The 17,776-nt window shown below is 59.5% G+C and carries 17 protein-coding genes and 1 pseudogene; 9 read left to right on the top strand and 9 right to left on the bottom strand.

The window, feature by feature from the left end:
• Positions 1 to 146 precede the first annotated feature (146 nt).
• The 4 genes from ITX55_RS03010 to ITX55_RS02995 form a co-directional block, all read right to left on the bottom strand.
• Positions 147 to 1,250 carry an alkene reductase gene (locus tag ITX55_RS03010; protein WP_223084800.1) on the bottom strand — a complete coding sequence of 368 codons (1,104 nt, stop codon included), beginning with the start codon at positions 1,248 to 1,250 and terminating at the stop codon, positions 147 to 149.
• An 87-nt stretch (positions 1,251 to 1,337) separates the two neighbouring features.
• Positions 1,338 to 1,958, bottom strand: coding sequence for a TetR/AcrR family transcriptional regulator (locus ITX55_RS03005; RefSeq protein WP_033642921.1), 621 nt, complete (start codon positions 1,956 to 1,958; stop codon positions 1,338 to 1,340).
• 102 nt (positions 1,959 to 2,060) lie between these two features.
• Positions 2,061 to 3,698 (bottom strand): phosphoethanolamine transferase EptA, encoded by a 1,638-nt coding sequence (gene eptA, locus ITX55_RS03000; protein WP_046898485.1) that lies wholly within the window; start codon positions 3,696 to 3,698, stop codon positions 2,061 to 2,063.
• Between the two features lie 136 nt (positions 3,699 to 3,834).
• Positions 3,835 to 4,476, bottom strand: coding sequence for an NAD(P)-dependent oxidoreductase (locus tag ITX55_RS02995; protein ID WP_046686966.1), 642 nt, complete (start codon positions 4,474 to 4,476; stop codon positions 3,835 to 3,837).
• Positions 4,477 to 4,614: 138 nt separating this feature from the next.
• Here ITX55_RS02995 and ITX55_RS02990 point away from each other — a divergent pair, with 138 nt between their 5' ends.
• The 3 genes from ITX55_RS02990 (at position 4,615) to ITX55_RS02980 (ending at position 6,802) form a co-directional block, all read left to right on the top strand.
• Positions 4,615 to 5,544, top strand: coding sequence for a LysR substrate-binding domain-containing protein (locus tag ITX55_RS02990; protein ID WP_223084798.1), 930 nt, complete (start codon positions 4,615 to 4,617; stop codon positions 5,542 to 5,544).
• Between the two features lie 21 nt (positions 5,545 to 5,565).
• The gene (locus ITX55_RS02985; protein WP_019455980.1) at positions 5,566 to 5,805 is read left to right on the top strand and encodes a DUF1289 domain-containing protein; all 240 of its coding nucleotides are present in this window, start codon (positions 5,566 to 5,568) and stop codon (positions 5,803 to 5,805) included.
• Positions 5,806 to 5,905: 100 nt separating this feature from the next.
• Entirely contained in the window at positions 5,906 to 6,802 is an 897-nt protein-coding gene (locus tag ITX55_RS02980; RefSeq protein ID WP_223084797.1) for an aldo/keto reductase family oxidoreductase, read from the top strand.
• A 60-nt stretch (positions 6,803 to 6,862) separates the two neighbouring features.
• Here ITX55_RS02980 and ITX55_RS02975 read toward each other — a convergent pair whose 3' ends face one another.
• Positions 6,863 to 8,707 (bottom strand): polyurethanase, encoded by a 1,845-nt coding sequence (locus ITX55_RS02975; RefSeq protein WP_223084796.1) that lies wholly within the window; start codon positions 8,705 to 8,707, stop codon positions 6,863 to 6,865.
• 241 nt (positions 8,708 to 8,948) lie between these two features.
• Here ITX55_RS02975 and sodC point away from each other — a divergent pair, with 241 nt between their 5' ends.
• Positions 8,949 to 9,470 (top strand): superoxide dismutase family protein, encoded by a 522-nt coding sequence (gene sodC, locus ITX55_RS02970; protein WP_033642927.1) that lies wholly within the window; start codon positions 8,949 to 8,951, stop codon positions 9,468 to 9,470.
• Here sodC and ITX55_RS02965 read toward each other — a convergent pair whose 3' ends face one another.
• Genes ITX55_RS02965 through ITX55_RS02955 form a run of 3 tightly spaced genes read right to left on the bottom strand, consistent with a single transcriptional unit; the run spans position 9,471 to position 12,608 of the window.
• Positions 9,471 to 11,501 (bottom strand): FUSC family protein, encoded by a 2,031-nt coding sequence (locus ITX55_RS02965; RefSeq protein ID WP_198793170.1) that lies wholly within the window; start codon positions 11,499 to 11,501, stop codon positions 9,471 to 9,473.
• 3 nt (positions 11,502 to 11,504) lie between these two features.
• Entirely contained in the window at positions 11,505 to 12,368 is an 864-nt protein-coding gene (locus ITX55_RS02960; RefSeq protein ID WP_223084795.1) for an HlyD family secretion protein, read from the bottom strand.
• A 3-nt stretch (positions 12,369 to 12,371) separates the two neighbouring features.
• The gene (locus ITX55_RS02955) at positions 12,372 to 12,608 is read right to left on the bottom strand and encodes a DUF1656 domain-containing protein (protein ID WP_025159708.1); all 237 of its coding nucleotides are present in this window, start codon (positions 12,606 to 12,608) and stop codon (positions 12,372 to 12,374) included.
• Positions 12,609 to 12,788: 180 nt separating this feature from the next.
• On the opposite strand from ITX55_RS02955, the gene slyA reads away from it, so the two are divergent.
• Positions 12,789 to 13,220 (top strand): transcriptional regulator SlyA, encoded by a 432-nt coding sequence (gene slyA / locus ITX55_RS02950; RefSeq protein WP_004931301.1) that lies wholly within the window; start codon positions 12,789 to 12,791, stop codon positions 13,218 to 13,220.
• 93 nt (positions 13,221 to 13,313) lie between these two features.
• Here the strand turns inward: slyA and ITX55_RS02945 are convergent, their stop codons facing one another.
• Positions 13,314 to 13,778 carry a glycine zipper 2TM domain-containing protein gene (locus ITX55_RS02945; protein ID WP_025159710.1) on the bottom strand — a complete coding sequence of 155 codons (465 nt, stop codon included), beginning with the start codon at positions 13,776 to 13,778 and terminating at the stop codon, positions 13,314 to 13,316.
• Positions 13,779 to 14,129: 351 nt separating this feature from the next.
• Between ITX55_RS02945 and anmK the strand changes: the two genes are divergently transcribed.
• The 4 genes and pseudogenes from anmK (at position 14,130) to tyrS (ending at position 17,754) form a co-directional block, all read left to right on the top strand.
• Positions 14,130 to 15,251 carry an anhydro-N-acetylmuramic acid kinase gene (gene anmK, locus ITX55_RS02940; RefSeq protein ID WP_033652593.1) on the top strand — a complete coding sequence of 374 codons (1,122 nt, stop codon included), beginning with the start codon at positions 14,130 to 14,132 and terminating at the stop codon, positions 15,249 to 15,251.
• A gap of 45 nt (positions 15,252 to 15,296) precedes the next feature.
• Positions 15,297 to 15,599: an MliC family protein gene (locus ITX55_RS02935; RefSeq protein WP_004931294.1), complete on the top strand. Its 303-nt coding sequence runs from the start codon at positions 15,297 to 15,299 to the stop codon at positions 15,597 to 15,599.
• An 88-nt stretch (positions 15,600 to 15,687) separates the two neighbouring features.
• A complete protein-coding gene (pdxH, locus tag ITX55_RS02930; protein WP_033642930.1) occupies positions 15,688 to 16,341 on the top strand; it encodes a pyridoxamine 5'-phosphate oxidase in 654 nt (217 codons plus the stop codon).
• Between the two features lie 139 nt (positions 16,342 to 16,480).
• Positions 16,481 to 17,754, top strand: a pseudogene (tyrS, locus tag ITX55_RS02925) (tyrosine--tRNA ligase).
• The last annotated feature ends 22 nt before the right edge of the window (positions 17,755 to 17,776 follow it).

The following is a 17,776-nucleotide window of genomic DNA, read 5'->3' as shown; positions in this document are numbered from 1 at the left end:
CAATTATCAATTCCGCGCGTAACCGTGTAGAAATTGACCTGTAGCAGATAACAACACCAGGGAACGTCGGCCCGCCTTGTGCGGGCCTTTTTGCGTGCATAAAAAAACGGCCAGGCGGTTGCGTGGCCGTTTAGGGTCAGGACGGGTTACTTCGTCAGAAACGGATAGTCGGTATAACCTTCGGCGCCACCGCCGTAGAAGGTTTCCGGCTTAGGTTCGTTGAGCGGGGCGTGTTGACGGAAACGCTCGACCAAATCCGGATTGGCGATGTAGCTACGGCCAAAGGCCACCGCGTCGATGAAGCCTTTTTCGATCAACGCTTCGGCTTTTTCAGCGGTGTAGGCGCCGGCGCCGACGATCACCCCTTTAAAGTGGGCGCGCACCGAGTCACGGAAGGCGTCGGAATACGGTTTGCCGCCGGCCCAGTCCGGTTCGGAGATGTGCAGATAGGCGATGTTGCGTTTGTTCAGCTCTTCCACCAGGTACAGCGCCGCTTCTTCCTGATCTTCACCGTTGTCCAGGCCGTTGAACGGCCCCAGCGGCGAGATGCGGATGCCGATGTGCTCGGAGCCCCATTCTGCGATGGCGGCGTCGACCACTTCCAGCGTCAGGCGGGTGCGATTCTCGATGCTGCCGCCGTATTGATCGGTACGCTGGTTAGACGCCGGAGACATGAACTGGTGCAGCAGATAGCCGTGAGCCGCATGCAGCTCGATAAAGTCGAAGCCGGCTTCACGCGCGTTGGCGGTCGCCTGGCGGAAATCGTTGACGATGCCCGGGATCTCGCTGGTTTCCAGCGCGCGCGGCGTAGAGGTCGGTACGCGCACCCAGGCGCCGGTTTCGTCACGCACGGTGGTGCGGGTGTCTGCGTTGATCGCCGAAGGGGCGACCGGCGCTTGTCCGCCCGGCTGGAGGCTGGTGTGGGAGATGCGGCCTACGTGCCACAGCTGTACGGCGATGTGGCCGTTTTTGTCGTGTACCGCCTGCGTGATGTGTTTCCAAGCGGCGATCTGCTCCGGGGTATGCAGGCCCGGCGCACCGGCGTAGCCTTTCGCCTGGAAGGAAATCTGCGTCGCTTCGGTCACGATCAGACCGGCGCCGGCGCGCTGCGCATAATACTCCGCCATCAGCGGCGTGGGAATGTCGTCCGGTTCGATGCTGCGCAGACGCGTCAGCGGAGCCATAAACACGCGGTTGGGCAGGGTGACTGCGCCAACTTTCAGCGGAGAGAGCAATTTTTCAGTCTTCATAGTGCATCCTGTATTTAATAGACCGGTCGTCTAGTTATGGGCGATAAAAAAACACGAACTGCATTTTCACGAAAAAAGACGGTGGTGTTACGGCTGCGGCGGGCGCAGCAGCAACTCGATGCTTTCCAGCGCGCTGGTCAACGGGGCCAACGATCGCCGGATCTTGGCGCGCAGCGAGGCGCCGAGCCACAGGGCATACAGCGTCTCTGCAGTTGCCGCCGGGCTCATGGCTACCGACAGCGATCCCTCGGCGATGCCGCGCTCAATGGCCGCCTGCAGGTGGCCGATCACCCGGGCGGTCCCGGTTTCCAGCGCATGGCGCATCGGCTCCGACAGGTCGCTCACCTCGGCGGAGAGTTTCACCGCCAGACAGGCGTTATGACATTCGCTGCGGCAGTGGTAACTGATGGCCTGGGCGTAATACCCCAAGAGCTGGTGGCGGGCATCGGTGTGCTCGTCGGCAAACAGCTTTTGCATTTGCGCATCATAGTGCGCGAAATAGCGTTGCAGCATCGCTTCGCCGAAGGCTTCCTTCGAGCGGAAATAGTGGTAGAACGATCCTTTCGGCACGCCCGCCGTGGCCAGCAGTTCGCTCAGCCCCATGCCGGTAAAGCCCAGGCGCAGGCTGAGGGTTTCGCCGGTGGCGAGCAGATGTTCACGTGTATCCACGTTGCAATGCGTTGATTTGGTCATCATGGCGCCGAGCATAATAGACCGATTGGTCTAGGTCAATGGGAATAAAAAAACCGGCGCACAAAACGCCGGTTGGTCTCAGGCATTGTGCCTCAGCGGCACGCGTAAGTTAAGCGCTTACGCCGCGTTGCGGCAGCGTTGCAGAATATCCAACTGGGATTGATATTCACGCGTCTGCACATTCAGCATGCCCAGCAGGGTGTGGAACAGATTGTCCTGCGACACGTCGTCCTTTTCCGCCAGCGCGCTCAGGCACTGGCGATCGATGCCGAAATTGCGCTGATAGTCGGCCGACATCCACATCAGGAATGGCACGTGAGTTTGCTGGCTCGGCGCGAAGACATAAGGCGTGCCGTGCAGATACATGCCGTTTTCTCCCAGCGATTCGCCGTGATCGGACAGGTAGACCAGCGCGGTATTGAACCGGTCGTCATACTGCTGCAGCAGCTTGATGGTGGCATCGAGCATCGCGTCGGTATACAGGATCGAGTTGTCGTAGGTGTTCACCAGCTGTTCATGGCTGCAATCCTGGATCTGATTGCTGTTGCAGGTCGGCGAAAACGTCTGGAACTGCGGCGTGCTGCGGCGGTAATAAGCCGGGCCGTGGCTGCCCATCTGGTGCAACACGATCACGCCGTCGTCTTTCAGGCTATTGATGTAGTCGTTCAGTTTGTACAACAGCACATTGTCCATGCAAACTTCGCCGTCACAGTCCTGCGGCAGTTTCAGTTTGGTCATGTCGATGTGCGGCACCCGATCGCAGGCGCCTTTGCAGCCGCCGTCGTTATCGCGCCACAGCACGTTGACGCCGGCATGCGCCAGCACGTCGAGCATGCCTTCCTGGTGCGTCGCCTGAGTTGCGTCGTACGCTTTGCGCGGCATATTGGAGAACATGCAGGGGACGGAGATCGCCGTTTCGGTGCCGCAAGAGCTGGCGTTCTTGAAATAGACCACGTTGTCCTGCTTGAGACGCGGGTTGGTCTCGCGATCGTAGCCCCCGAGAGAGAAGTTTTCGGCGCGGGCGGTTTCGCCCACCACCAGGATCACCAGCGTTTTCTTGGCCTGTCCGGCGATCAGCGGCCCTTTGCGCGCGTCTTCACCGATCTTCACCAGCGGCAGATTGCGCGTGAAGTAGCGCTGCTCGGTAAACTTGATGGTGCCGGCGACGAAGTTGGAAGGCGTTAACATCTTCACCACGCTTTTATTGTTGCGGATCAGCGAAGCGTAGTCTTTGTAGAACAGCGCGGCGATGATCAGGATCACCACCAATGACAGCATGACGTTGGCGGCGCGCAGCCCAACCATGTACCACCAGGGGCGGGTCTGGCGAATATGGGTGAAGCAAACCGCCGCCGCCGGCAGGACGCCGAGCAGCGCCAGCCACAGCCCCATGCGCGGCGTCAGCAACGCCGTCGCTTCGTGGGTGTTGGTTTCAAAGGCGTTTTGCATCATGTTGCCGTCGATCACCACGCCATAGCTGTACATGAAATAGTTGGCTGCGGCGCTGCCGAGCAAGAAAAAGACGATCAGTGGTTTGCGCAGGTAGGGCACGGTCAACACGCTGAAGATAATATTCAGCGCACAGAAGATCACCACCGGCATGCTGGCGGCGAATATCACGCTGTGGACGCTATCGAAGGTGATATACGACCAGGCGCGATGCAGGAATAACGCGTTTTGGAACAGAGTGAAGAACAGGGCGGTGGCGAGGATAAAACCGAGGCTGTTGCACTGTAAGCGTTGACGTAACCACATTGCCAAATCTGGATCCTGAGAGTAGATAATGCCTTGAAATCTACCGGATGAAACTTAAGAAAACCTTAGAAATTCAGAATACTGGCGGCGGCGAACGCGGGAAAACGCCAGGCCGGTGGCCTGGCGGTGAGGGGAATTAGTAGGCGGCGGTGAATTGGGCGCGAATAAACTGAGGTTTTTCAATCTCATCGACGATAGCCACCGCCAGATCTTCCACCGAAATGCTGGCCGGCGCGTCGCCGTTCATCAGCAGCTGCGTGGTGCCGAGGCGGAACTGGCCGGTGCGTTTGCCCGGTTCCAGCAGGGCGGCCGGAGAGAGATAGGTCCAGTCGAGCGCTGATTCGTTCCGCAGTTTATTGCGCAGATCGCGCACCGCCTGCGCGCCGGGGCGGATATTTTCCGGGAATTGCGGCGTATCCACCAGTTCAACGCCCGGCGCCACTTCCAGGCTGCCTGCGCCGCCCACCACCAACAGGCGCTTGACGCCTGCCTGCTCGACCGCGGTAAGGATCTGCTGGGCGCCGCGCGTAGTCTTCTCATACAGGTTGTCTTCGCCCCAGCCGGGATTGTAGGCGCTGATCACCGCATCCTGACCGTGCAACTGTCCCGCCAGCCAGGCGGTATCGGCGACGTCGCCCAGCGCGACGGTCAGATTGGCGTGGTCCGGCAAATCTTTTTTCTGACGGGCGATCGCCGTTACCTGAATGCCGCGAGCCAGCGCTTCATCCACCACACGGCGGCCAACAAAACCGGTTGCTCCAATAATGGCTACTTTCATCTGTATGCTCCTTCAGGGATGGGTCAGTATCGTAAGGCAGGCCGATGTGCCTGCTGCGTGGGATCTACTCTAGTCCTTAACAATAGCCGTGATTAGTGCCATATTCATGCTTTCTTGATTAAGTAAAACTTCATAATCGTGGATAAACTCAATCGAATGGCGGTGTTCGCCACCGTGGTGGCGGAGGGATCGTTGGTCGGTGCGGCGCGGCGGCTGGGCATGACGCCGTCGGCGGTCAGTCAGCATATGCGCTCGCTGGAGAAGGCGCTCGGGGTGCCGCTGTTGCACCGCTCCACCCGCCGTCTGGCGTTGACCGAGGCGGGGGCGGCGTTTTATCCCGGCTGCGAGGCGATGTTGCAACAGGCGCAGCAGGCGGAGCAGCGGCTGGCGGAACTGCGGGACACGCTGGTGGGTGAGCTGCGCATCGCCACTCCGGTCGGCATCGGCGGCCGCTCGTTGGCGGAGGCGCTGGCGCCGCTGTTGCAGGCGCATCCCAAGCTGACGCTGCGGGTGCTGGCGGACGATCGCATCGTCGACATGATAGAACAGCGGGTCGACATTGCGCTGCGCGCCAATCGTCAACTGGCGGACGCCAATATGATCGCTCACCCGCTGACGGCGTGGCCGATGGTGCTGTGCGCGGCGCCGCGTTACCTCAGCCAGCATGGGGTGCCGGAAAAGGCGCAGGATTTGGTGCAGCACCGCTGGATCTCCAGCGGCTACAGCGGGGCCCATCTGGATTTGCTGCATCAATCCGGCCAGCAGGTCAAGCTGCGGCTGGCGGAGGGGCAGATCGTCAGCGAGAGCATGAACGTGATGCGCGCCTTTACCCGCGCCGGTCTGGGCATTTCCGTTCAGCCGCTGTATGAAATTGGCGACGAGCTGCAGCGCGGCGAGCTGTTGCTGCTGTTGCCGGAGTGGCGGCCGGCGCCGCTGCGGCTGCACGCGCTGACGCTGGAACGCACTATGCCGGAGAAAAGCCGTCAGGCGCTGCGCTATTTGCGCCACTATTTTCGCCGCAATGGCGAAAAGGGACTTGCCAGCGGCGGCGATGACGTCTTCAATTAGCAGGAGAATGCAGGAGGGCCCGTGGCACAGCAGCTTGAATTTTTCGACATCCCCAGCCCGTGTCGCGGCATTTGCCAGGCCGACGATCGCGGTTTCTGCCGTGGCTGCCTGCGCAGCCGCGAGGAGCGGTTCGGCTGGATGAGCATGAGCGACGCGCAAAAGCGCGAAGTGCTGCGTCTGTGTCGCCAACGTTTCCTGCGCCTGCAGCGCGCCAACAAAGCCCCCGACGAGCCGCTGCCGGAACAGCCTTCGCTGTTTTGACCCTTTCCTGATCTGCCGCACGTTCATGCGCCTTTGCGCTTCCCTGCGCCTCACCGGCTTGTGTATGCTGGCTGACAAATAATGTCATGAGGTTTTCGCAATGGTAGAACGCATTCGTCTCGCGCCGCAGGGGCCTGAATTTTCCCGTATGATTTGCGGTTACTGGCGGTTGATGAAGTGGGGCATGTCGCCGCAGCAGCTGCTGACGTTTATCGAACAGCATGTCGAACTGGGCGTCACCACCGTCGATCACGCAGATATCTATGGTGGTTATGCCTGCGAGCAGGCATTCGGCGACGCGCTGCGCCTGAAGCCCTCGTTGCGGCAGTCGCTGGAGCTGGTGAGCAAGTGCGGCATCGCCACCACCGCCAAGCCCGGCAACTCGATCGGCCACTACATCACCGACCGCGATCATATCGTACAGAGCGCGGAACACTCGCTGCGCTATCTGCATACCGACTACCTCGACCTGTTGCTGATCCACCGCCCGGATCCGTTGATGGACGCTGACGACGTGGCCGAAGCCTTTGTCGCGCTGCACAAAAGCGGCAAGGTGCGCCATTTCGGCGTCTCTAACTTTACGCCCGCGCAGTTCCAACTGCTGCAGTCGCGTCTGCCGTTCTCTCTGGTCACCAATCAGGTGGAAATCTCGCCGATTCACCAACCGGCGATCCTGGACGGCACGCTCGACCAGTGCCAGCAGCTGCGCATCAAACCGATGGCCTGGTCCTGCCTGGGCGGCGGCCGCTTGTTCAACGACGCCGAGTTCCAGCCGCTGCGCGACGAGCTGCTGCGGGTGGCGCAAGAGATCGGCGCCGAGACCATTGAACAGGTGGTTTACGCCTGGGTGATGCGCCTGCCGTCTTCGCCGCTGCCGATTATCGGCTCCGGCAAGATCGAGCGGGTGCGTTCGGCGTTGAAGGCGCAGAAACTGGCGCTGAACCGCCAGCAGTGGTTCCGCATTCGCAAGGCGGCGTTGGGGTATGACGTGCCCTGAGACGGGGTAGGAAGAGGAAAGCCGGGCGGCGAAAGCGCCCGGCTTTTTTTACGTCGGTCTTTAGGCCAACACCACCTGATCGGGGTTGAAATGATCGAGCGAGACGCCGATCAGCGTGACCTGGCTGTGGCCGAAGGCCAGCACCAGATCGTCGTTTTGCTGCGTGGCATAGTCGCGGATATTCCCGCTGGCGCCCTCGGTGCCGATAAATACCAGTTTGTCGGTGGCGTTGAAGCCATACAGCTGGTCGCGGCCGAAGTCGCCGCTGAACAGGAAGGTATTGCCGTTGCCGACCCCCTTCAGAATGTCATCGCCGCTGCCGCCGACGAAGGTCAGGTTGCCGCCTGCATGGCCGATCAGCGTATCGTTGCCGGCGTTGCCGAACAGCCAGGCGTCGTGGCTGCGAGCCTGCAGGACGTCATCGCCGTCGCCGCCGGTGGTGGCGGCCGCATAGGCTTTGAGGCCCGAATCCGATTTCAATCCGGCGGCGGTCACCTGATGATCCACCTCTTTGCTGAAAATCAGCCAGGAGGTTTCTTTGCTGCGCAGGGTGCTGATGTCGTCCGCCAGCGTAATGCCGCCTTTGGCGTCGCGTAGGTAAAGCGTATTGCCGTCGTAGGCGACCTCGGTGTTTTTCAACGCCTGCTGGGTATCGAAGATATTGTGGCCTTTGCCGCCGGCGATCAGGTTATAGCCGCCGGCGTCGCGGAAGATATCGTCACCGTCGCGGCCCTCGAGATAGTCGTTGCCTTTGCCGCCCTTGATCAAATCATTGCCGTCGCTGCCGATGATAAACGTCGGCCCGCTGTGCGTTTCCGCGTTGCGGTTCAGATCTTCCACCCAGGTACTGCCGCGCGTGACGTTCGACAGGTTGGAGACGATGATGGTCGAGTCTTTGTCGGTCAGCGAATAAAACTCGGAGTTCAGCACCCGCATCAGGCCATCCTGATAGAAGAACGGCAGGTGGGATAGCCAGGTCGGAATGTTGAGAATGGAGAACGGCAACAGATTCCAGGCGTCCGACGCGTAGTGGTCGTTGAAGTTGACGATATTGTTGGTGGCGGAGGTATGCGGCGCATCGTGAATGCCCAATGACGGCAGGGTCAGCGAGGTGCCGTCGAGCGCGCGAAACACCGGATCGTTCTCATAGCCGATGTTGATCACCTTGCCGCCGGCTTCGTACTGGGTCGGCGAGGCGAAGGCGACATAGTTGGACTGCGCGTAGAAGCCGCCCCAGTTGGCGTCGCTCTGCGCCGCCATGCTGTTGACCGCCAACCCGCCGAGGCTGTGGCCGCTGATCACCACGTCTTCGCCGCTCAGCCCGTGGGCCTGCGCGAATTTCGCCACGTCCCCCAGCAAATTGCCGAAGGCCTTCAGCGTATAGCCGTCGGCATAGCCTTTCGGCCCGAACCCGGCCAACAGATCGTTAATCACATCGCCGATGGTATCGCCGATCAGCGACTCGCGCGGGCCGCTGGTACCGCGAAATGAGATGCCAATGGCGGTGAGATTGCCTTCGCTGTCATATTTGCCCAGCACCTCGGCCTGAGCGGTGGTGTAACCGGCGGTTTCGCCGTAGTAGGTGCCGCGCGCATCGGTTTTGCCGGCGTAACCCAACTGCGCGGCGTCGATCACTGACCAGCCGGCATTGTTCACTGCGTCCTGCGCGGCCTGTTCGGAGTCGGGGTTCCAGGGAAGACCGGGCAGGCCGCCCTGCGATTGGGTGCTGCCGATGAGCGCCGTGATCAGCGTCAGCGGCAGACCGAGGCCGAAACCGGTCTGGTGATAGCCTTCATCGAAGCCGTTATCGATATTGTGGTAAGCGTAGGTAGAGATGGCCAAGGCGTCGGAAAACAGCGCCTTTGACGCGTTTTCGTCCAGATCCTTATAGCTAAAGATGCCCATATCAGTTCCTTATGAAGTATGCCGCCTGGCCGGGAAGTGAACTCTCGCGCGTCGGCGGTGGAAACAGGGAAACAACGTTAGCCGAACGACAGCTGGTCAGAGGACCAACATCGGTAGAATTATTATTGGTGCTAAATATTAGGCCCGCGAATCAAATTGGCGAGATTGTGCGTTGGTTAACAGTGCTGGCGCTGGCTCTCCTATACTGATAACTCGATATAGTCATTAAGGAGACTGATTGATGAAACGTTATTGGTATGCGGCGCTTGGCCTGATGGCCTGCGGGGCCGCTCAGGCGGCGACGGTCGACGTTGAGATGAACTTGGTGACCGGGCAGGGCATCGGTCAGGATATCGGCAAAGTGGCCATCAGCGAAACGCCTTACGGCTTACTGTTCACGCCGAGCCTGAAAGCCTTGCCGGCCGGGGTGCACGGTTTCCATGTGCATGAGAAAGGCAGCTGCGAGCCGGGCATGAAGGACGGCAAGGCGGTGGCGGCGCTGGCGGCCGGCGGGCATTTTGATCCGCAAAAAACCGGGAAACACCTCGGGCCGTATGCCGACGGGCATCTGGGCGATTTGCCGGCCATCTATGTGACCGCCGACGGCATGGCGAACGATCCGGTGTTGGCGCCGCGGCTGAAAAAAATCAGTGAAATTGAGGGCAAGGCACTGATGGTGCACGCCGGCGGCGATAATCACTCGGATCATCCGCTGCCGCTCGGCGGCGGCGGCGAGCGCTTCGCCTGCGGCGTGATCAAGTGATCATCCGCCGCTGACGGCCGCAGTGGCGGCGGGCTGGCCAATGGCCTGTTGCAGTTGCTGCAGCGAGCAGTAGAGCCGCCAAATCAGGCCGGCCAGATCGCGCGCCGCCTGTTCCGGGTGGTGCGCCAGGGCGTTGCTCATGCGCAGCAGTTCTTGCAGCGTGGCGTCCAGCGAACTGTGCTGCACGCCTTTCTCCGTCATGATGCCGCGCAGGCAGTGGATACAGACGTTGCGCACCGCCGACAGCGGATCTGAGCGGGTTTGCCAGTCGCGCAGCTGCCAGACGATATGGCTGCAGTTGAGCAGCACCACGCCCCAGCGCAGCAACCAGGTGCGCGCCTCCTGGTCATGACTTTGATTGAGCTGGCTGATGCGATGGTAGATCAGCGATTCAAACTGGCTTTCGCTCTGCTGCGGCTTTTTGCTCAACTGATCGATAAAGTCGCGGCGCAGCGCGCGGATAATACGGCGGCTCTTTCGCTTGTCCGAGCTGGGGCGCAGGATCTGAAACGCCAGCCCGGCCAGCAGCACACCGACAATTTTACCGATGTTGTCATTGATAAAGGACTGGTAGTCATAGCTCGGCGGATTGCTGACGGTCAGAAATGAGCCCATAAAGACGATCAGCTGCCCCCAAAGCGCGGCATAAGGCGGATTCTGCAGTTTGAGCATCTGCATGGTCACCAGGATCGGGAACAGGAAGGCGCAGAACACCCAGAAATCGTCAATCTGGATCATCAAACCGAATTTCACCACGAAGCAGGCGACCGAGAGCAGCAGCACCGCCTTGAGCAAGGTGCTGACGCTGTTGATCGGCGAAGGCGTGGAGGAGTAGAGCACGCAGCTGATGGCGGTGAGCGTCAGCGCCGCGCTGCCGGCGTCCCACTGCGTGTTGATCCAGTAGGCGCAGCCGATCACGATGCATAAAAAGGTGCGCAGGCCGTTATAGGCGGCTTCGTAGCTGTCGGTATGGCGCGCCAGCGAGGTGACGCGCGGCGGCTGGAGATCGCTGACCGCCGTGGCGCTTTCCAATCGTTGCAGCCAGCGGTTGCAGCGCAGGTAAAGCCAGCAGAAATCACGCAAACGCAGCCAGAAGGCGCGATGGCGGTAGTCCGCTGCATCTTGCGGGGCGATCTGCTGGAGCAGGCGCGCCAAGCGATATTTATCGGTGGCGGGATCGCGCAATTCATCCAGCAGTTGCGTCAGCACCGGCATCAGATTGGCGGGACGATCCGGCCAGTTCAGCAGCATGCGGCGCAGGCTGGAAATGACGCTGGTAATGCGCAGCTGCTGGTGCAGCAGATAGTTGAGCAGGTTATTTTGCCGCCGCAGGCGGTAGTGGCTCCAAAACGCCTGAATGCGCAGCAGGTTTATGGTCAGGATCTGGCCGATAACCCCTTCGTGCGAGGTGCGCATCTGCGCGGTGACCTCCGGCTGCCACAGCATGGCGGCGTGCTCCAGCAGCCGCTGCTGCATGCGCCGCAGCGAAGTCAGCAAGGCTTCACCGTCGGAGGTGCTGGGCAGGATCATCATCATCAGCCCGCCGCACAGAATGCCGGTGATCACTTCGCAAACCCGCGCCTGGGCGATATCGAAGATCTGCTGGGTATCGGTGACGTTGACCGTACCGAAGGCGATGATGGCGGCGGTATAGCCCGCCAGCGCGAACGCGTAGGAAACGTTGTTTTGATAATGGTTGGAGATATAGGTGCATAGCCCGATCCAGGCGGCGATGAACAGCGTGAACAGCCAGGGATCGTTCAGGCAGTGGCCGGCGATCGCCACCGAGGCGGCGGCGCCCACCAGGCTGCCGAAGATGCGGCCGATGCTTTTGCTGATCACGCCGCCGATGGTGGGGAAGCTGACCACCGCGGCGGAGGTGAGCGCCCAATAAGGTTCGTCGAGCTCGAGCACGAACGCCACCCACAGCGCCAGACACATCGCCAGCGAGTTGCGCAGCGCATAGCGCCATTGGCCGCCGGTCGCTTTACCCCAGGGGGTACGGCTCCACTCCAGAAAGGGCAGGTTCACACTTTAGTTCCGCTGATGAATCGAAATGGTGCAGGTGGTGCCGGCAACCAGCGTCAAATCGGCGGGCACGTTGAGCAATTTTATCCGCACCGGCACGCGCTGAGCCAAACGCACCCAGGGAACATTGGGCTTAACATCCATTAATAGATCGTTGTTGCTGTCAACGCTCTGATCGTAAATGGCGCGGCCGATACTCTCTACTTCCCCCTGCAGCGGGGTGTTGCCGTTATATAAGACAATATCGGCTTTATTGCCTTCTTTTATATGTTTCAGCTTGGTTTCTTCGAAATAACCGAGTACATAAAACGAATGGACATCCACCAGCGCGACCAAAGGCGTGCCGGCGTTGGCGTAGTTCCCGACCCGCGCCTGCAGATTGGTGATATAACCGTCGGTCGGCGCGTAAATTTTAGTTTTGCTCAAATTCCATTTGGCCTGTTCCAGGTTGGCCAGGGCGGCTTTATAGGCGGCCTTCATTGCCTGAGCGGCTAAATTGGACTCATCCAAATCTTCAGCGGAAATAACGTTGCGCGGCAACCCGCGGCGTCGGGCGGCTTCGTGGTCCGCCTTGGCCAGATCCGATTGCGCTTTTGCCACCGCGGCCTCGGCATTGTCCTGCGCGATCTGATAAGGCACCGGGTCGAGGGTAAAAATCAGACTTCCCGCAGGTACGAATTGATTGTCATTCGCACTTATTTTCTCTAATCTTCCAGAAACCTCAGGGGTGATATTGACGAGTTCTGCGCGCACTTTTCCGTCACGGGTCCATGGGGATTGCATATAATAATTCCAGAGCCACCAACCGGCGCAGACGGCAATGGCGCAGACGATCACCGTAGAAAAGTATTTTAATGTTTTATGCTGCATGGGTTACCAACTCGCTAAAATCCATAAGGAACCGCTGACGGTCAGGACGAAAATGGACAGGTCCATCAACATGGGGTGCCAGATTTCACCGGAATACATCCAGTCCCTGAGCAGCTGATGAATCAGCAACCATAAGACCAGTCCTAGCAAAAAAGCTTTAAATATGGGTGGAAAATAAAGCGATGCCCCCAGGACCAAATCGGGTAAGGGCGATGAGGCGTGTAACCATGATGTATTCACATTAACAATCCCTACGGGTGAATATGTTGAATATTTGCATAACGATTAAACAATAGCGGCTAAAAATAGTGGTTATTTCCACAATATACATTATATACATTTGTGTTTTTAATGTGAGTTACCCAAAATAGTCTAAGCTCTGGGAGGTAATGTTAGCATGCTAATTATAAGGAGGGGTAAGTGGAGTCAACATTAGGTTCAGATTTAGCACGATTGGTTCGTGTTTGGCGAGCGCTCATCGATCATCGGCTCAAGCCGTTGGAGCTGACCCAAACGCATTGGGTTACGTTGCACAATATCAATCGCTTGCCGCCGGAGCAGTCGCAAATCCAGCTGGCCAAGGCGATCGGTATCGAGCAACCGTCACTGGTTCGCACGCTGGACCAACTGGAGGAGAAGGGGCTTATCACGCGTCACACCTGTGCCAACGATCGCCGCGCGAAGCGCATCAAGCTGACCGAAGCGGCCGATCCGATCATCAGGGAAGTCGACAGTGTGATCACATCTACGCGCAGTGAGATTTTAAGCGGCATTACCGCCGACGAAGTGCATCTGTTGGTAGGGCTGATTGGCAAGTTAGAACAAAATATCACCGAACTGCAGAACAAATAATAATATTCTTATTTTTCTACGATTACAGTTTCACAGCATCAGAAATAAAACCGGAGGCGATTGCCTCCGGTTTGCCGTGTGCCGCCTGCTGACTTACAGCGGAGAGACGGTGATGGTGTCGCCCATGCGCGCCATGCGCACGCGCTGACCCGGGCTGAACTTGGTGTCGCCTGCTTTCTGCACCACGACGATGTTCTCTTTCTGGTCGGTTTTGATTTCCAGCTCGTAGCCTGAGGTACGACCGGCCACTTCACCGATGCTGTTGCCCGCCGCGCCGCCGGCGATAGCGCCCGCCGCGGTAGCCAGCGTACGGCCGGTGCCGCCGCCAACGGTGTTGCCCAACAGCCCACCAATTACCGCGCCGCCGATCATCCCCAAGGCGTTGGAGCCTTCGCCGCCCTGAATTTTAACCGGACGCACGGAAACCAGCGTCCCGTAAGTGACGTTCTGCACCTGCTTGGCCTGCGAGGACGAGTAGACATCGCCGGACATGGATTCATTGGCACACCCAGCCAACGTAACGGCGGCGACGGCAACGACGAGAAGACGCTTGATCATATAAAACTCCTGATGGTAGTAGTCCATAACCTGGCAATGCTCACCAGGCAAGATTCAGTGAAAATGATAGACAAAGTATGGCTGAAAGTTGATACAGCGCCATGCCTCATCGCTGCACGCAGCTTAACTTTTCTCTGTTCAACCAATAATAAACCGCGGTTTACCTTTATGACAGCCTCACCGACATTCCGTTGCCGGTTAACGCACGGTTTAACACATAAAATGTGCCACAGCGACGCACCTGGCTCACGGCGCGTAAAAAAAGCATCATAATTCATGGCGTTAATTCTTCAATTCTGGTTTATTTGTCAGGATAAAATTTGCTTACCGTGCGGGTTAGAGGATGTTGCTATGAAGTCAGGCCGCTATATAGGCGTCATGTCCGGCACCAGTCTGGACGGAATCGATGTGGTATTGGCCGCGATTGACGATCGCATGGTGGCGCAGCAGGCCAGCTATAGCCATCCGATGCCGATCGCGCTGAAAAAAGAGATCCTGGGGATGTGCCAGGGGCAGCAAACCACGCTGGCCGCGGTCGGCCGGTTGGACGCACAGCTGGGCACGCTGTTTGGCGAGGCGGTGCTCGGCCTGCTGAAGCAAACCGGCATCGACGCGGATCATATCACCGCCATCGGCTGCCACGGCCAGACGGTATGGCACGAACCGGAAGGCGACGCGCGTTTCTCCATGCAGCTCGGCGACAACAACCGCATCGCCGCACTGACCAATATCACCACCGTCGGCGATTTCCGCCGGCGCGACATGGCTTACGGCGGGCAGGGCGCGCCGCTGGTGCCGGCGTTTCATCAGGCGCTGCTGGGGCATCCCGTCGAGCGGCGTATGGTGCTGAACATCGGCGGCATCGCCAACCTCTCTCTGCTGTTGCCCGGTGCGCCGGTGCGCGGTTTCGACACCGGGCCGGGCAACATGCTGATGGACGCCTGGATCTGGCGCCACCGCGCGCAACCTTACGATCAGGACGGCGGCTGGGCCATGCAGGGGCGCGTCTGTTTGCCGCTGTTGCAGCAGATGCTGGCGGACCCTTACTTCGCGCTGCCTGCGCCGAAAAGCACCGGCCGCGAGTATTTCAACATCGCCTGGCTGGAGCGTCAGCTGGCCGGATTACCGGCGATTGCGCCGGTCGACGTGCAGGCCACGCTGACGGAGCTGACCGCCGTCAGCATCAGCGAACAGGTGCAGCTGGCCGGCGGGTGTGAGCGCCTGCTGGTCTGCGGCGGCGGGGCGCGCAACACGCTGCTGATGGCGCGCCTGTCGGCGCTGCTGCCGGGCACCGAGGTCGGCCTGACCGACGATTGCGGCGTCAGCGGTGACGACATGGAGGCGCTGGCCTTCGCCTGGCTGGCGTTTCGCACGCTGTCCGGCCAGGCCGGCAACCTGCCTTCGGTGACTGGCGCCAGCCGTGAAACGGTGCTGGGTGGGATTTATCCGGTTTTGCCATTCGGGGGGCGCTAGCTCTGTTAGGATAGCCTGTGAAGGATTTTTCTAAGGAGCAACAGCATGAAAAAAGTCATTTTCGTCGCCGGCGCGCTGGCGCTGTCCGGCTGCAGCTACATCCTGCCGCAGAGCAGCCAGACGATGCACTACCAGTGCGGCACCACGCCGTTGACGGTGGCGCTCGACGGCAAGGCGAGCGAAGTCAGCCTGCTGATGGATGGCGAGCAGCTGCATCTCAAGCAGGTGCTGGCGTTGACCGGCGCTAAATACAGCGACGGCAAATACACTTTTTGGTCGAAAGACCGCAATGCCTATCTTGAGCGCAACGGCAAGGTAGTCATGAGCGACTGCGTGTTGACGGAGTGACGGTCAGCGGCGGCGTCGGAGCGATTGAGTTCCTGGCGCCGCAGGCGCAGAATGTAACGACGGATTTTTCAGTTGGTCGATAACCCAGATGATTGAAAAGAATGAGTTTGATGTTGCGGACCTGCGCCGTGAATATACCCGAGGCGGCCTGCGCCGCAACGATCTGACCGCCAATCCGCTCGAGCTGTTCGAGCGTTGGCTGAAACAGGCCTGCGACGCGCGCCTGGCCGATCCGACCGCCATGTGCGTCGCCACCGTCGACGAACGCGGCCAGCCGTATCAGCGCATCGTGCTGCTCAAGCATTTCGATGAGCAGGGGTTGGTGTTCTACACCAACCTCGGCAGCCGCAAGGCGCAGCAGCTGGCGCAAAACCCGCATATCAGCCTGCTGTTCCCCTGGCACATGCTCGATCGTCAGGTGATTTTCCTCGGTCAGGCGGAGCGCCTGTCGACCCTCGAAGTGCTGAAGTATTTCCATAGCCGGCCGAAGGACAGCCAAATTGGCGCCTGGGTGTCGCAGCAGTCGTCACGCATTTCCGCGCGCGGCGTGCTGGAAAGCAAATTCCTCGAGTTGAAGCAAAAGTTCCAGCAGGGCGAGGTGCCGTTGCCGAGTTTCTGGGGCGGATTCCGCGTGAAATTCGACTCCGTCGAGTTCTGGCAGGGTGGCGCCCACCGCCTGCATGACCGTTTCCTGTATCAGCGGGACGGGAATGACTGGAAAATTGACCGACTGGCACCTTGAAGACGTAAAATCCCCCTCTAAGCGCTGGTGCTGACGCCGCCGGCGCTTTATTCTATGCGCTACCCTGAATTTTTATTTCGCCACTGGGCGAAAGGCCGTGTACCGGCAAAGGTGCATTCGTTTATACATGGAGTCATTGATGGCAAGCAGCAACTTGATTAAACAACTGCAAGAGCGGGGCCTCGTTGCCCAGGTTACGGATGAGGAAGCGTTAGCGGAGCGACTGGCGCAAGGGCCAATTGCACTGTATTGCGGTTTCGATCCGACCGCTGACAGCTTGCATTTGGGCCATCTGGTTCCTCTGTTGTGCCTGAAGCGCTTCCAGCTGGCCGGCCACAAACCGGTAGCGCTGGTGGGCGGCGCCACCGGCCTGATCGGCGATCCGAGCTTCAAAGCGGCGGAGCGCAAGCTGAACACCACCGATACGGTGAACGAGTGGGTGGAGAAGATCCGCAAACAGGTTTCCCCGTTCCTCGATTTCGACTGCGGCAGCAACAGCGCTATCGCGGCCAACAACTACGACTGGTTCGGCGGCATGAACGTGCTGACCTTCCTGCGTGATATCGGCAAGCACTTCTCCGTCAACCAGATGATCAACAAGGAAGCGGTCAAGCAGCGCCTGAATCGCGACGACTCCGGCATCTCCTTCACCGAGTTCTCCTACAACCTGCTGCAGGGCTTCGATTTCTCCGAGCTGTACAACCGCCACCAGGTGGAGCTGCAGATCGGCGGTTCCGATCAGTGGGGCAACATCACCTCGGGTATCGATCTGACGCGTCGTCAGCATCAGAAGCAGGTGTTCGGCCTGACCGTGCCATTGATCACCAAGGCAGACGGCACCAAGTTCGGTAAAACCGAAGGCGGCGCGGTCTGGCTGGCGCCGGAAAAAACCAGCCCGTACAAGTTCTACCAGTTCTGGATCAACACCGCCGATGCCGACGTTTACCGCTTCCTGAAGTTCTTCACCTTCATGAGCCTGGAAGAGATCAACGCGCTGGAAGAAGAAGACAAGAACAGCGGCAAGGCGCCGCGCGCCCAATACGTGCTGGCGGAAGAAGTGACCGGCATGGTGCACGGTGCGGAAGGCCTGGCGGCCGCCAAGCGCATCACCCAGAGCCTGTTCTCCGGCGCGCTGCATGACATGACCGAAGCGGACTTCGCCCAGCTGGCGCAGGACGCATGCCGACCATCAAACTTGAGCGCGACGCCGATCTGCAGCAGGCGCTGGTGAATGCCGAACTGGTGCCGTCACGTGGCCAGGCGCGCACCATGATCGGTTCCAACGCGGTGACCATCAACGGCGAGAAACAGTCGGATGCCGAATACCGCTTCAGCGATGCGGACCGTCTGTTTGGCCGTTACACGCTGCTGCGCCGCGGCAAGAAACACTACTGCCTGGTGGACTGGCAGTAAGCGTCAGGCTACATGACATGAA

The sequence above is a fragment of the Serratia sp. EWG9 genome, assembly GCF_019913725.1.
Lineage (GTDB): Bacteria > Pseudomonadota > Gammaproteobacteria > Enterobacterales > Enterobacteriaceae > Serratia > Serratia ureilytica.
The sequence above is the reverse complement of the archived record's forward strand: the minus strand, read 5'-3'. Positions and strand labels throughout refer to the sequence as shown.

Bases quoted from the DNA above. Each gene is read 5' to 3' on its own strand.
- ITX55_RS02975 (WP_223084796.1), bottom strand. From the start codon at position 8,707: ATGGGCATCTTTAGCTATAAGGATCTGGACGAAAACGCGTCAAAGGCG.
- sodC (WP_033642927.1), top strand. From the start codon at position 8,949: ATGAAACGTTATTGGTATGCGGCGCTTGGCCTGATGGCCTGCGGGGCC.
- anmK (WP_033652593.1), top strand. From the start codon at position 14,130: ATGAAGTCAGGCCGCTATATAGGCGTCATGTCCGGCACCAGTCTGGAC.
- ITX55_RS02980 (WP_223084797.1), top strand. From the start codon at position 5,906: ATGGTAGAACGCATTCGTCTCGCGCCGCAGGGGCCTGAATTTTCCCGT.
- ITX55_RS03005 (WP_033642921.1), bottom strand. From the start codon at position 1,958: ATGCTCGGCGCCATGATGACCAAATCAACGCATTGCAACGTGGATACA.
- eptA (WP_046898485.1), bottom strand. From the start codon at position 3,698: ATGTGGTTACGTCAACGCTTACAGTGCAACAGCCTCGGTTTTATCCTC.
- pdxH (WP_033642930.1), top strand. From the start codon at position 15,688: ATGATTGAAAAGAATGAGTTTGATGTTGCGGACCTGCGCCGTGAATAT.
- ITX55_RS02945 (WP_025159710.1), bottom strand. From the start codon at position 13,778: ATGATCAAGCGTCTTCTCGTCGTTGCCGTCGCCGCCGTTACGTTGGCT.
- ITX55_RS02935 (WP_004931294.1), top strand. From the start codon at position 15,297: ATGAAAAAAGTCATTTTCGTCGCCGGCGCGCTGGCGCTGTCCGGCTGC.
- ITX55_RS02995 (WP_046686966.1), bottom strand. From the start codon at position 4,476: ATGAAAGTAGCCATTATTGGAGCAACCGGTTTTGTTGGCCGCCGTGTG.
- ITX55_RS02960 (WP_223084795.1), bottom strand. From the start codon at position 12,368: ATGCAGCATAAAACATTAAAATACTTTTCTACGGTGATCGTCTGCGCC.
- ITX55_RS03010 (WP_223084800.1), bottom strand. From the start codon at position 1,250: ATGAAGACTGAAAAATTGCTCTCTCCGCTGAAAGTTGGCGCAGTCACC.